The organism is Acaryochloris sp. CCMEE 5410 (genome assembly GCF_000238775.2).
In the GTDB taxonomy this organism is placed as follows: Bacteria; Cyanobacteriota; Cyanobacteriia; order Thermosynechococcales; family Thermosynechococcaceae; genus Acaryochloris.
Window position 1 is genome coordinate 1,428,628 of the sequence record NZ_AFEJ02000001.1, and the last position, 14,408, is coordinate 1,443,035.

General features: G+C 47.3%; 7 protein-coding genes. 4 read left to right on the forward strand and 3 right to left on the reverse strand.

The window, feature by feature from the left end:
- Nucleotides 1–7: 7 nt before the first annotated feature.
- Nucleotides 8–2,476 carry a DUF11 domain-containing protein gene (locus ON05_RS06320; protein ID WP_010471578.1) on the reverse strand — a complete coding sequence of 823 codons (2,469 nt, stop codon included), beginning with the start codon at nucleotides 2,474–2,476 and terminating at the stop codon, nucleotides 8–10.
- 1,017 nt (nucleotides 2,477–3,493) lie between these two features.
- Here ON05_RS06320 and ON05_RS06325 point away from each other — a divergent pair.
- The 3 genes from ON05_RS06325 to ON05_RS06335 all read left to right on the forward strand — a co-directional run bounded on the left by ON05_RS06325 (nucleotide 3,494) and on the right by ON05_RS06335 (nucleotide 10,362).
- Nucleotides 3,494–7,678, forward strand: coding sequence for a DUF11 domain-containing protein (locus ON05_RS06325; RefSeq protein ID WP_010471576.1), 4,185 nt, complete (start codon nucleotides 3,494–3,496; stop codon nucleotides 7,676–7,678).
- A gap of 74 nt (nucleotides 7,679–7,752) precedes the next feature.
- Entirely contained in the window at nucleotides 7,753–8,124 is a 372-nt protein-coding gene (locus ON05_RS06330; RefSeq protein WP_010471574.1) for a hypothetical protein, read from the forward strand.
- A 327-nt stretch (nucleotides 8,125–8,451) separates the two neighbouring features.
- Nucleotides 8,452–10,362, forward strand: coding sequence for a GGDEF domain-containing response regulator (locus tag ON05_RS06335; protein ID WP_010471571.1), 1,911 nt, complete (start codon nucleotides 8,452–8,454; stop codon nucleotides 10,360–10,362).
- Nucleotides 10,363–10,442: 80 nt separating this feature from the next.
- On the opposite strand, the gene ON05_RS06340 is transcribed toward ON05_RS06335, so the two are convergent.
- Nucleotides 10,443–11,921, reverse strand: coding sequence for a cellulose synthase family protein (locus ON05_RS06340; protein ID WP_010471569.1), 1,479 nt, complete (start codon nucleotides 11,919–11,921; stop codon nucleotides 10,443–10,445).
- A gap of 286 nt (nucleotides 11,922–12,207) precedes the next feature.
- Here ON05_RS06340 and ON05_RS06345 point away from each other — a divergent pair, with 286 nt between their 5' ends.
- Nucleotides 12,208–12,678, forward strand: coding sequence for a hypothetical protein (locus ON05_RS06345; protein ID WP_029315097.1), 471 nt, complete (start codon nucleotides 12,208–12,210; stop codon nucleotides 12,676–12,678).
- 34 nt (nucleotides 12,679–12,712) lie between these two features.
- Here ON05_RS06345 and ON05_RS06350 read toward each other — a convergent pair whose 3' ends face one another.
- Complete coding sequence (locus tag ON05_RS06350) at nucleotides 12,713–14,380, reverse strand: serine/threonine-protein kinase (RefSeq protein WP_010471565.1); 1,668 nt, start codon at nucleotides 14,378–14,380, stop codon at nucleotides 12,713–12,715.
- Nucleotides 14,381–14,408 lie beyond the last annotated feature (28 nt).

Here is a 14,408-nt window from a genome sequence, read left to right on the forward strand (position 1 = left end):
CCAGCGATTATTTCACCGTTGCGCGAAAACGGACTGCACCATATGATGCGGCAGGATTGCCAGGACCTGTCGCCTGGGGTAAATCGCCTAAATCCACCACAATGGCACCGTTATCTTCTGATTGGGCAGGTGAACCATTACAAGCTGCGGGTAAAGTCGAACCAGATGGGTAAAACTGCGCAGTGTCACCATCTCCATCATTGGTATAGGCTAAAACGGAATTATTGTAATCGACTAGAATGCCTCTACTCGCTCCCACACCCCCACTAGGCGCTGGGGTCTCTGCATTATAAGCGTCGAGCACAAACGTTTGAAATGCGGGAACGCGATCGCACAATTGCACCGTTCTTGCGGGAACTCCTCCAGTGGATAAAAAGTAAATCGTATATTCGATTTCATCTCCTGGTTGGACCTCCCCTGCATCAATAACTCCCTTGAGATAGTCATCCGGTCCATTCAGGGCATCGGCATCGGGCCAGTTAGTTGTATCATCTTGGCTTGGATCGGGTTGTCCTGCAAAGGGGGGAACCTCATCGACGTTATCGTCATAGGGACTATTCACATCATCTATATAGACGTCTAAATCAACTGCACCGTTGGTTGTCGCTCCGTTGATACGGGTAATTCGTTTTACCAATATCAAATTCGGATCGGTAGGTTCAACTACATCAATATCCGTTGGATCGTCTGGCTCTGAGGTTGTTGTGGGGTCGTCACTATTACCTGTGAAGGAAGTTCCAGAAAATTGCCCAATGTAATCAATAACAGCCTGGTTAGAAATGGTGGTAGGAAACGTGGTTATACCAGAGTCAACTCGAACTCTGAAGCTCACAGACACCGTATCATCAACAGCCCCAGGAACATTAGGATCGTCAAAGGGAACATTTCCACCATTGGTATTATTCGCCCCAATACCAGATCTAAATACAACTCTGTTATTAGCGCTATCAAATTCAGCCCGATCATCACCCAAAGTGTCTGTTTGGGTTAGCGGAGTTGAAACGCCAGGATCTGGATCAGTTAGGATTCTCAGTGAACCAGCTTCATAGGTGGTATTGGTGGGAATGGCATCTGTCAATACAACATCAGTGGCAATGTCATTTCCAGTGTTTTGGTAGGTAACGGTGTACTCTAATATGTCACCGGGGTTGAGATCGCCTCCGTTGACATCAGTGACCGTCTTCGTGAAGTTTTGAGTTAAGACCGGTTGAAAGACCTCAACACTAAAGAAAAACGCAGTGGGATAGTAAAAGTCACCAGTACTAGTAAATCGTAAGGTTGCTTCTGTAGCATTGTTTTGCATAATCGCACCGCCAGAACCGTCTTGGGCCTCTACGATGTCTATATCCATAGCTAGCAAGTTTGGGAAGTTGGGACTTCTGCTGATAGGCCCTAACACTTTTCCATCAGGAGTGTTTACGGTTGTATTGGTTCCAATTCGTGTAGCAAACATAGCACTGGAACTGTTGAAGAAGTTAGATGTTGGGCTAGTGGCATCACCAACATTGACAAAGGGTTGATCCGTGGCGTCGCCATCAGAATTATTACCATCGCCATCAATCAGGAACTGGTCGCCGAAAATCCCAAGATCTCCTTCGCTGATAAATGCCCCGATAGAAGACTCAAAAGGTCCAGCATTGGGTGTCAAGAAACCACTGATAGGGGCATCAATTGTATTATTCCCAACTTGCTGAAAACCATCAAATATGGTCATACTGCGTAGGATTTCGGTGTCATCTGCATATACAACGATGAGTGACCATCCCCCATAGCGATCGCCCCCTTTTCCAGTTTGGATATTGGCTCCTGTATAGGTCCCACTTCCACCAAGTTGGACTAAATTAGTGACCTCAGCAAATGCACTGTAACGAGTAGAACCAATCGTATCTAAAGTAGTTGCGGTAATGGTTTGGTACGTTGAAGAACCCGGAATCTGGAGCAGCATTTGATTCCGCTGGGCTGCGTTCACCGCTGTTTCCCCGGTAGGAACACCATTACTCGTTGACCCTGATGATGTGTCTCCAGCCCAATACAAACCAGCCCAAACAATTTGAAAACCGGGGTTGCCAGTGGGGAAGTTATAGGTCGCAGAAGATGAATTGAACGTCGTAGCATCACTATCAATGTCCACATAATCCATCCAGTAACCGTTGTTAGTCAAAGCCACATCGGTTCCAGGGCCTGGAAACACTAGGGTCTGTTGAGCTGTGGCACAGTTTCCAGCTAAAGGCCCTGTCGTAGAAGAACAGGTAGTGACAGGGTTGCCAAATATGGTGGTTCGCCCCCTCAACTGAAAAGCATTGCGCGTGGCAAACGCACGTTGGGCCTGTGCTGCAGTTGGGAAAAAGGCTAATGAGGTGGTAGCTGCAGTTACAAGGAGGCTAGTTAACCAAGTTTTAGGTCGCCATTGCCTATCTTGTGAGGCGAAGGGAGTTTTCCTTATAAATACTTCTATGGCTGAGGAAAAAGGGAACATATTTTTTCTGGGCATAGGATAAAGTTTTAACCCAAAAGCTGCCGACTTGATGCTGTGTAATACTGTTTGGGCGATAAAAATCTGTCAGCGAAGCCGAATTTATTGCTGATATAAAAGGGTCTCTAACAGGGTGGGTCAAAAATCACCAAAATCGATCATTTGTTGGCCTATGAAATTATTGGTAATAGAAACAATAACGTTGAATTAAACATCATAAAAATAAAGTCCTTACCTCAGTCACTAACCTGCCAGTAAGACTGAGTATAATTTCTAGCTGTCTGTCGATGGCTAAGGAAAAGAGGGTTTTTATATTCAGGTCTAGAATACGGATTGTTTTGTGCCTGAAAAAGATTGCTTTTATGCCTTTTGCTTATGAAAACTTATTCCTGTCTGAATCTTCTTTTGCAAATAATTAGCTGAACATATAAAAACCCTAATAACCTATTGGTAGAGCTTTTGGCTTGCTTCTATAAATAAGAAAATATAAGTTCAAAGATTTTCAAGAATTATATCTAAATTAGCGTTTAGATGTGGATGTCATGTTCGGGTCTTTGATTGCTAAAGATATTTTCTATAAAAATGAATAGAAAACTTCTTCATGTAAAGAGATTGTTTGAGGACTGAAACGAAAAGATTTAACCTTTTGAATTGATGCAAAGTATGAAACTCTACGGAAGAATATTTTATGCTGATTAGAGGAAAAAAGTATTTGTTTTGTGCGCTCATAAGCATAAAACTGCTCTTGAGCAATAAGTTTCTCTCTCAGGAAACTCTTTTAAAGGAAATCTAGAATTTATTGAAGAGTTAGCCCTATCTCTGGGAACACTATTGGAGCGAAATCGAGAATTGCCCTTTATTAGTTGAGATTCGCGGGTGCAAGTGGCGACTATCTAACAAAACGGCAGGAGATTGGACGAACAATTTAAGCTTTATCTCCTGTAATAGGGACTCCATCAATGGTGTTTCACCCTGGATGGAGCTGTGGCAATACACCTCTGAACCAAAAATTATTTTTCTATGTTGAAACGCATTCGTTTCCCAAAGTTTAATCTTGCGTCTTGGCAAGCTTGGCGAAATGGCCTAGGTCGCTCGACCAAAAGAGGCTTGATTCTGGCCTTTAGTGCATTCTTCTGTGCCTTAGTTGGTCATATGGGCTTCTTTCATGACCCCGTTGTTGCAATGCCCAACGCAGACTTAGCTCTTTTGAATGCGTTTGATCCTGTAGAAAGTCCCCCCGGAGACCCGGTTACATATCGATTAACCTTCCGCAATAGTACGGGGAATCCAGTATCTATAACTAGCCTCAACCATACTTTGCCATCTGCACCCGGAAATTTGGTGTTCGATTCAGCGACAACCTTTAATGATTGCGGCAGTACCGTCGCCATCACCACTGGCAGTCCTACGGGAAGTCCAGGATCCGTCGCCATCACAGGGGGAACGATACCGGCTGGATCACCAGGACAATGCACCATTGAGATTCCTGTAAGAGGTTTTAGTGCTGGAAATCATTCAGATACTATCCCAGCAGAAGCATTAGTGACAGCTGTGGGGAATAGTCCTGATGCAACAGCAGCGACATTACAGATCGATGGTGCAACTCCTACAACCCTCAATAAATCTTTTACGCCCAATACAATCCCCGGAGATGGACGCTCAATTGTCACGATTCGGATCAACAACCCCAATGAATATGACCTAACTGGGACAACTGCAACCCCCACCCTAACGGATGATTTACCCAGCGATGGTGCCAATCAGCTCGTCGTTGATACCCGGGCTGGCGCTCCTGCTCCCAGCACAACCTGTACAGGCGGCACCGTCAATATCAAGGCAGGTAATACTGGCATTGAACTCGTGGGTGGCACCATTCCGAATGAGAGTTTTTGTACCGTTACTTTCCCCGTTACGCAAGCGAATGGTGGAACCTATACCAACAATATCCCCGCTAACACCCTCAGCACGGTCAACCTGATTAGCAACAGTAATTCTCCCAGTACGAATTTGAATGTGCAAACTGAAATTTCGATTGGCAAAAATTTTAGTGATGGCACCAGAGATGAAGGAGAAACTACCAACTTAACCATCACTATTACCAATGGTGGTGGAGCCCTGACTAATGCAACCCTAACGGATAATTTACCGGCTCCTTTGGTGGTAGCAGACACACCCAATGCGTCGACAACCTGTACTTCCTCCGGTAGTTCAGAAACTCTCTCGGTCACGCCCTTGGCATCCAGCTTTACCCTCAATAGCGCTAATGTGGGTGGCGGTGCAACAGCTCAGGTGCCTGGTTCAGATGCAGCAACGAACAGCTTAGGCTCATGTACCATCTCTGTCACAGTCAAAGTCGATCCTGGCGTTGTCGGCAATATTGCCGACAGTAATGGTTCTTCGGTTACCAATACAATACCTGCGAGTGCTTTAGGCAATGATCAAGGGCGAACGAATAGCGACCCGGCCACCGACAATATCACTGTCCGACCTGCTCTAGTGGTCAGCAAAGGATATTCCAATAACGATGGTATTGCTCCGGGGGGGACCACACGGATGACCATCAATGTTCAGAATCGATCGGCTGCAGTGGGTGCAACTGGGGTTGGTTTTGTGGATAATTTGCCGGGGGCATTGGTGGTGGCTGATCCAGCCAATATTTCGACCAACAGCAATTGTGGAACTCCGACCGTAACAGCTAACCCGGGGTCCGGTACTGTCACTTTTAGTGGCGGGACTATCAATACCAACAGAACTTGTACGGTGCAAGTGGATGTATTTCTGCCAACGGGGACTTCAGGCACCAACCTTGATAATGTGATTGCCAATGATTCCATCACGAATACGGAAGGGTTTGATTCAAATGGAGTTACGGGTTCTGAAGGTCGTTTGACCGTAGTCGATGATGTTGAAATTGTTAAGTCGTTTGATGCTAGCTCTGTTCGTCGAGGCGTCCCTTCAACCCTCAGAATTGTCATTCGCAACAACCGTCGTACAGATTCTCCAGGGGGTACAGGAACGACACTGCCTTTAACAGGGGTAGATATTGACGATAATCTTCCACCTAACTTACAGGTGGCTAACCCAGCTAACTTTAGCCATTCTGGCTGTAGTTTCGACGTTCCTCCGAATCCAGGGCCAACCTTTTCTGGTAATACACCTGGAAGTACTTCCTTCACCATGAGAGATGGCAGTATTGCACCAGTGGATGACAGTGATCCAAATGCCGACACCTGTACGATCCAATTCGATGTGACTGAGATCGTAACGACGAATGCAGCCTTTCCTCCACCCCAGACCTATCCCAATACGACATCTGGATTTACCAATGATCAAGGTATAACGGCGACCGAAGGGTCTGCAACTCTAACGGTCACATCACCCTTGGAAGGAACCAAATCTTTCCAATCAGAGCAGGTGGTTGCTGGAGGTAAATCCACTGCAGTCATTCAGCTCACCAATACCTGGGAAAATCCCCTCACGGTCACTACTTTTACAGATACCTGGGCACAAACCAATGTTGAAGTCGCCTCTCCTCTAGTCGCGAGTTCAACCTGTGGTGGCACCATTACAACTACCCCAGGGAGTAACACAGTGGACTTTGCAGGAGGGACTGTGCCAGCTCAGGTCGGTGGCATCCCCGGCCTTTGTGAAATTCGATTTGAAGTGATTATGAATGCAGGGGGTAGCAGCACCTTCGACAACACCCTGCCTGCGGGTTCAATTACCACCAATGAAGGATTTGTGAATCCCATTGATGTGACCGGGACCTTGACCCGTACAACTGCTAATGTCAATCTCAATAAATCCTTTAGTCCGAATAGTGTTGTGGTTGGTGATCCGAGTACCCTAACGGTGACCGTCTCCAATCCCAATGGCGGCATTCCAGTTACCCAACTAGGCGTGACGGATACGATGCCTGCAGAAATGGTGGTGTTCTCCGTTCCCAGTGCGTCTACAACTTGTCTTCAAAGCGATGGGACTACTGCCGCTACTGTAACGGCGGTGCCAGGACAGAATACGTTTACATTATCCAACGCTGCTTTAGCGGCTAACCAGAGTTGTACGGTGTCCGTGCGGGTCACGCTATTAGATACCGGTAATACCATTAACCAATTGAATATCGGGGATGTCTTCAGCCAAGAAAATGTCACCAATGACCAAGCCGCACAGGCAACATTAAACGCGCTGGCCGCAATTACCCCAGGCAAATCTTTTAATCCCACTTCTATGGAAGGGGGAGAGATCAGCCAATTGACCTTAACCATTACCAACAACCAAACCAACAATGAGTCTGGGGAGTCGCTGTCGAATGTTTCGATCAACGACACATTGCCGACGGATCTATTTGTGGCTAATACCCCCAATGCCAGCACGACCTGTTCCAGTGGAACCGTCAATGTAACGCCAGGGGGGACCACGGTGCAGATGACGGGAGCAACCCTAGCACCGGGTGCCAATTGCCAAGTTCAGGTGGATGTGACATCCAATTTAATGGGCAATTACGTCAACCGGATTGAAAGAGGCGATTTAACGGCCCAAATTCAGCCTTCCATTGATCCGATGACGGGTGGAACCCCCACGATTATCGAAAATACGGCTCGACCCACGGCTACGTTAGTGGTCAATTCAGATAAACTACCGCCTGAGATCATTCTAGTGAAGCGGATTACAGCCGTGAATGGGGTGAATGTCACTGGATTTGAGGATGGTACGGGTACGGATGATAACGATCCGCATTGGCCCACCCCCGTTAGCGATTCATTACGAGGGGCCTTAAATCTAACCACTCCCGTGAAACCTGGCGATGATTTGGAGTATTCGATTTACTTCTTGAACACAGGACTATCGGAAGCCTTTGGAGTAACGTTGTGCGATCGCGTTCCTGAATTCACGACTTACCAACGCAATACCTATAACAACCAACCGAATCAAGATGCAGGCGGTATCGCGGGTTCCGGTCGGGGCATGATGTTAGGTCTAGGCACCAGTGAAGTCTCGCTCACCAATGGACCCGATGGTGATCAGGGGTACTACTTTGAACCCAATGTCGATCCAACCCTGACCTTGCCGACTATCAACTGTGATGGGGCTAATAATAATGGTGCCGTTGGAGTGCAAATCAGTAGTTCAATTCCGAATGCGGTAGGTTCAGGAAATCCAGCCAACTCATATGGTTATATCCGGTTCACCGCCACGGTTGACTAGATACTATGTCTTGGGCAAAGTCCCTGATCGGTTTTTGCCCGCCCTGTCATTTGCAGCGCCTGTTGATTTGAATTATGAAAGATATTTTGAAATACCTAATGGTTTGTTCTCTATTATTGCTGGTTGTTTTTGTGCCAGCAAGGATGAGTTATGCCGCTGAAGTCCATGAATATTCTATGTGGCTCCAGCAAGGAGAATCTTTCACTCTCGAACAATATTTGTCTGAGAATGAAACGATGGCAGCAGGTTGTAGTGAAGACTGCTTTGATATTGATTTATTTCTATACGATGCAATGACAAAAAAAGCAGTCCATCAAGACACTAAGACCAATACTAATCCGAAGATTACGGCCCCTTATGACAGTGATTTTGTAGTCAATCTATTATTGTCAAATTGCGCAGCTAATAAAGGCTGTAAGGTCTGGATTGATCGAGTTGATGAATAAAAGGTGAGGTTCTAGATCCATGAACTTTAGGAGGACTATTGCCAACAAAGCGAACAACAATGAAGTCTTTATCCAGTGGATTTCATATTTAAAGAATTATGCTGAAGATTTATGAATTAAAGACAAAAACCAGTAATTATGTCCAAAATAGTAGGTGCATGGATCTTAGATCATTCTTAAGTGAGCGAAATCCATAAAAGGGGGATCGTCGCTAATGATTAAATTGCTTTCTTCTGTCTTGTCAAAAGTTCCTGAAGTATCCGAACTGGGTACACTAAAGTGCAAGCTGAGCATCTCGTTCCACTCCTTTTTTAGCCAAATTTAGCCATGACACTGAATACACCTGCATCCCAAACGGTGGATTTGCCTACAGATGAAGAGTCGAAAGGCTTGATTTTGATCGTTGATGATACGCCCCACAACTTACAAATCTTATCCACGGCGTTGACTAAACAAGGCTATCAAGTGCGAGGGGCCGCCAATGGTTCCATGGCACTGATTGGGGCAAGGAACATTATGCCCGACTTGATCTTGCTAGATATCAAGATGCCAGAAATGGATGGCTATACCGTTTGTGAACGCTTGAAATCAGAAGCATTAACGCAAGATATCCCAGTCATTTTTATTAGCGCTTTAGACGATGCCTTGGATAAGGTCAAAGCGTTTACCGTGGGTGGAGTAGACTACATCACCAAGCCCTTTCAACTAGCAGAGATCCTGGCTCGGGTGGAAAATCAACTGACCATTGGTCGGCTGCAAAAAAAACAGCGTAAACAAAATGAACGACTGCAGGCTGAGGTGCGCGATCGCATCGCTGCTGAAGCCCAAATCCAAGCCCTTAATGCGGATCTAGAGCAAAGAGTGTTTCAGCGAACGGAGCGGCTGAATCAGGAAATTGCTGAGCGGGAGAAAGTACAGCAGCAGTTAAAACATATGGCCATGCACGATCCGTTGACGGATCTGCCCAACCGGACGTTGTTTCTCAACTGTCTCGAAGAAACGATTCAGGACACCCAAAAACAGACCGATCAATCCTTTGCGCTGCTGTTTCTGGATTGCGATCGCTTCAAGTCTATTAACGATTCCTTGGGACATTTGGTTGGGGACCAATTTTTAGTTGCGATCGCAAAACGGTTCCAGTGCTGCGTGGGCGATCAACTCCTGGCCCGTTTAGGCGGCGATGAATTTACGATTCTGCTCAAAAATGTCTCCAACGAGCAGCAAGCCATTGATATTGCAGATGCCATTCAACGCAGTTTACTAGAGCCGTTTCATATTGGCGACAACGAATTCTTTGTCTCTGCCAGTATTGGCATTGTGATGAGCAGCCCGGACTATCAGCAACCCACCGAAATGTTGCGGGATGCCGATACCGCCATGTATCGAGCCAAAGCCATGGGCAAGGCACGGCACGTCGTCTTCAATGCCAGCATGCATGAAGATGTCCAAAGTTCTCTACAACTAGAAACCGATTTACGTCGGGCCATCGAGCGGCAAGAATTTATTCTCAACTATCAACCGATTGTGGCCCTGGATACGGGCATGATTACCGGGTTTGAGGCTCTAGTTCGCTGGATCAGCCCAGAGCTAGGCTTTGTTTCCCCAGGGAAATTTATTCCCCTAGCGGAGGATACAGGCCTCATTATTCCCCTTGGGGAGTGGGTGCTACGGGAAGCCTGCCGTCAGCTGAATGAATGGCAATCCAACAATGTGACGGATATTCCCTTAACCATGAGCGTCAATTTATCCGTTAAGCAATTCTCCCAACCCAACCTGATTGAAACCATTGACCAAATTTTGGCAGAAACCCAACTGCCTAACCAGTGCCTAAAGTTGGAAATTACCGAAAGTGCCATTATGGAGAATTCTGACTCTGCGGCCAAGATTCTCGATCAGCTCAGAGACCGCCAGATTCACCTCAGCATTGATGATTTTGGTACAGGCTACTCTTCTTTAAGCTACCTGCATCGGTTCCCCGTCAATACCTTGAAGGTGGATCGATCTTTTGTCTGTCGCCTAGATGCCGCAGATGATAACGTGGCTATTGTTCAGGCCATTGTTACCTTAGCTCAAACCATGGGAATGGATGTGGTCGCGGAAGGGATTGAAACCACAGAACAGCAACGTCAGCTGGAAAACTTAGGGTGTGAATATGGGCAGGGATACCTGTTTTGCAAGCCCGTGAATGCCGAAACAGCCAGTGAAATGCTCGCCAACAAAAATCACAAATTGTTTTAGGGGCTAGACCACCTTTTATCGTTCTCTTATCCCCGTTAGCTCTGATTTTCCTCGGTCGAGCTGGGGCAACCTAGGCAGACTTAGCGGCGTTGAAACATGCTAAGGGAAAGCACATAGATATAGCCAATTAAGAAGAGCAGTAGAAACGGGAGGGATAGGTAATGGGCGTTGACGACCGCTACGCTGATGGTTAGCAGTAGATACACCACCATAGACAGCTCCAGGTAGGGCACTAAATTTCTGGCGGCGCGGTATTTTCTAGTTTTCCAGTCCTCTTCATTGCTCGTAACGCCATGCTTGGGGGTGCGGACAAAATCGCGCCCCACACGAAACAGGCCATCATAAACGGCTAAAGATTGATTGATACTGAGGCCAATCCCCACACTCATCAGTAAAAAAAGGTTGGAGGTGAGTTTCCACGGCGAATGTTGCCCCCGTTGTTCCTTTTGGGCCACGGAGTAAAAGGCTAATAGACTTAGGGTGGTAATCAGAAATAGCGGTAGGTGGATGGCTAGGCCATATCGCCAGCCCGTTTCGGCGAGAAAAAGTTGATAGGGCAACGATAACAGCAGTAAGACCAATAACAGCAGGTAATTGAAGTTATTGGTGAGGTGAAAAAAGGCTTCTAGCTTGACGTGCCAGGGGGCATTCGAGGTCAAAATCGGTAGCAGCAGTTTCTTCGCCACTTGACTGGCCCCTTTGGCCCATCGAAATTGCTGAGACTTAAAAGAATTCATCTCCATGGGCAATTCGGCAGGCACCACAATATTGGGTAAGTAAATGCACTCCCATCCTTTGAGCTGGGCTCGATAAGACAAGTCCAAATCCTCCGTTACGGTGGTATGCTGCCAGCCCCCCGCATCTTCGATGGTCTGGATCCGCCAAATCCCTGCTGTGCCGTTGAAGTTGAAAAAACACCCGGACCGATTGCGAGACGTTTGTTCCGTGACGAAATGCCCATCCAACATCAAAGCCTGGATTTCTGTGAGGATGGAATAGTGGCGATTAATATGTCCCCAGCGGGCTTGGACCATGCCCACCTTTGGGTCGGCAAAATAGTGAACCATGTTGGTCAAGGTATCGGGGGAAGGGACAAAATCAGCATCAAAGATCATCACCAAGTCCCCGGTGGCGGACTGGAGACCATAGGCTAGGGCTCCTGCTTTATACCCTTTGCGATCGCAGCGATGGATATAGTCAATATTGAGGGGGCGCTGCTTTAGTTCTCGCACCTTTGCTCGACAAATCTCTCGCGTTTCATCCGTCGAGTCATCTAAGACCTGAATTTGCAGCTTATCAACGGGATACTCCAAGGCGGCAACGGCCTCTAGGAGCCGATCCACTACATACATTTCATTAAATAGTGGGAGCTGAATGGTTACCTGGGGCAAGTCAGCGTCGGAAAATTTGTGTAGGGGCGGAATTTCTCGACGACGATGCAGATAATACCGCCAAATAATCGAAATTTTGTGGAAGCTATATATGGCGATCAGCGTCAAAATACCAAGGTATAGCTCAGGAATAACACCTGAAATGCCATCAATGAAACTAATGCCCATATAATGCTTTTCGTTAATTGAATATACTCAGAATTTGTAATAAATTCTGGTTCCCTTGCCCTGTTTAAGGAGGTGGAGGACTGTATTCTATCTCGCCCAGACTAGAGCCAGCTTAATTCAATCTGAGAAGATAATTAGTTTCGGCCCCCGGGCGATCTCTCTTGAAATGGCGTATTTGCTGGGGCCAGGAAGCCTCAAGCTGAAGTCTGATTTAATAGGTGTGAGTTGCCTTTAATAGGTGCAATATCAAAACTCTTATTCAGCTTTCATCTGGAGAGTCGCCAATTTGTATCACGGGGATGACATCGATTTGTTGTATGTTCTTCGTCCCCATGGCTGGAGCGATTTGCTCTTCTATGTGGGGGGAGATATCCATCATCTCTGTATCACTCATGTTTTCTCCGATCCGACCGTAGATCTGAGCCATCTCGCGAGTAGTCTACACCAGGGTGTGCCTGCCATTGAGCTTTTGCTCTGGGACGAGCCTGGAGGTCATATCCTTCGGTGTAAGCAGTTGAAGGAACAGCGTCATCGGTATGCTGTCCAACTCGCCAGCTTCCCTGAAGGCCCTCCTGAATCCAGTCAGCGCACCGAAACTATCCTGGTCGAGTTCAATATCAAAGCGGCCCATTTTGTGAAGCTGATTTATTGCCAACTGGAGAAAACGGCCAAGCTTTATGAGGAGAAGACCTATCGGAAGCACCGTGATTTTTCCTATGCAGGATTCGATTGCCTGCGCCAACAGCTTTTTGATTAATCTGCTTACATGTAAAGTTCCACTGAACTTTTAACTAATCATCTTCCAGCTCTAAAAATCGATCTTGGGCAATGGCAAACCACAGTTGCTGGGCGTGTTTGCCTTGAAGATCGACATTGCGATACATGGGTAAATCATCCACCAATTTGTCTTCCACTCGTCGATAAAAGCGGCGTCTATTGACCTTTTTGCGGCGCAATTGCTGGTCTAAACGTTGGCGATCGCGCAGTTGGTATTGGCCAATGCGATCGCGCACTTCAGGATTAAGCTTACCCATGACTTCTAAAACCTGAAATCCCACCTCATCCCACTGTTCTCGCAAAGGGGCATCCGCTTCACTCCGGGTCAAGGCTCGCCCCTGGTAGTTGGGATATTCCAAGAAAAAGGCTTCGTTGGTGACCTGGTTGAAGTAGCGAGAAGAAACGCCTAGGGCATCAATCCGTTCGAACAATCGGGCTTTGCGAGACAACTCCTCCGGAGATAAAGACGGTGGTTCTTGAGGCTGGGCTGGCTCTTCCTGGCTGACGGGGGCACCAGTGGGAGCCTCAAGGCGCTCACGAATCGCCCAGATAACGCCCCCTAACAGAGTTGCGATCGCCCCCAGAATCATCACTTGTTTCAGCAGGGTAATGGTCCAGTTTTGGACTTTAGTACCGACCTTCGTCACCACGCCTGGCTCTTTAACGATAGGCTCTGCTACAACCGTATGTTGGGTTACTTCAGCCTTAAACTCAGCAATATCTGTTGGCGGCGGTGGCGGAAAATCATCCCCTGTCTGATGGAGTGGGGGAGGCGTCGGTAGTTTTTGTCCTGGAGAAGGCGTGGCCAGATGTCCCAGCTGTTCTAAATCTCTTAGGGCTCGTTGGGCAGAAGGATAGCGGGCATGGGCTTGGGCTGCCACCATAGTCTCTAAAATCCGTGCCAATTCCTCATCCACGCCGAGATGTCGCCATTGGAAGGTCCGAGTATTAGCGTCATAAAATTCTTGGGGGTCTTGGCCCATCAGCATCACTAGAGCCGTTACCCCTAAAGCATAGAGATCGCTATGCTCATAGACTTTTCCCAGTCGAATCTGTTCTTCGGGTGCATATCCGGGCTTCCCGAGAATGGTGGTCCCCCCAAATTTTTGTTCGGGGTTATTGGGATTTACAAACTTACCAAAACTGGCCGTAATTTGCTTAACGCCCCCAAAGTCAATCAGAATCGGCAACCCATCCCTTTGCCGTTGGATCAGATTATCTGGCGAAATATCTCGGTGAATTAACCCCCGACGGTGGATGTAGTCGAGCACCGGTAAAAGCTGAGTTAAAAATCGATAGATTTCGGACTCGGTATAGGTTTGGCCTTGCTTGACTCGCTCTCGCAGCAAAGCTTGATAGGTGGCCCCTTCAACATAGTCTTGGACCAAGCATAGGGACCGATCCTGCGGCCCCATAAACCATTCTCGAAAGTGAGGAATTTGGGGATGATCTAGCTTATAGAGGACTTCTGCCTCCCGCACAAATAGCTCTTTGGCCTTTGTCAGCAGAATTTCGCTACTTTCGCTGGCTGGGGCAAATTCTTTGAGGACACATCGCTCATTGAATCGATGAATATCCTCGACCAAATAGGTACAGCCGAATCCACCCTGACCAAGTTCCCGCACGATGCGGTAGCGGTTGGCAATGGTTGTTGCTGGGGGATGATACTGCTGCGTTGGCATTCAGATGCACTCCACATCGGCAGATTGA

What these genes read in the sequence shown, in the direction of transcription:
- ON05_RS06330 (WP_010471574.1), top strand. Translation starts at nt 7,753, where the DNA reads ATGAAAGATATTTTGAAATACCTAATGGTTTGTTCTCTATTATTGCTG.
- ON05_RS06350 (WP_010471565.1), bottom strand. Translation starts at nt 14,380, where the DNA reads ATGCCAACGCAGCAGTATCATCCCCCAGCAACAACCATTGCCAACCGC.
- ON05_RS06320 (WP_010471578.1), bottom strand. Translation starts at nt 2,476, where the DNA reads ATGTTCCCTTTTTCCTCAGCCATAGAAGTATTTATAAGGAAAACTCCC.
- ON05_RS06340 (WP_010471569.1), bottom strand. Translation starts at nt 11,921, where the DNA reads ATGGGCATTAGTTTCATTGATGGCATTTCAGGTGTTATTCCTGAGCTA.
- ON05_RS06325 (WP_010471576.1), top strand. Translation starts at nt 3,494, where the DNA reads ATGTTGAAACGCATTCGTTTCCCAAAGTTTAATCTTGCGTCTTGGCAA.
- ON05_RS06335 (WP_010471571.1), top strand. Translation starts at nt 8,452, where the DNA reads ATGACACTGAATACACCTGCATCCCAAACGGTGGATTTGCCTACAGAT.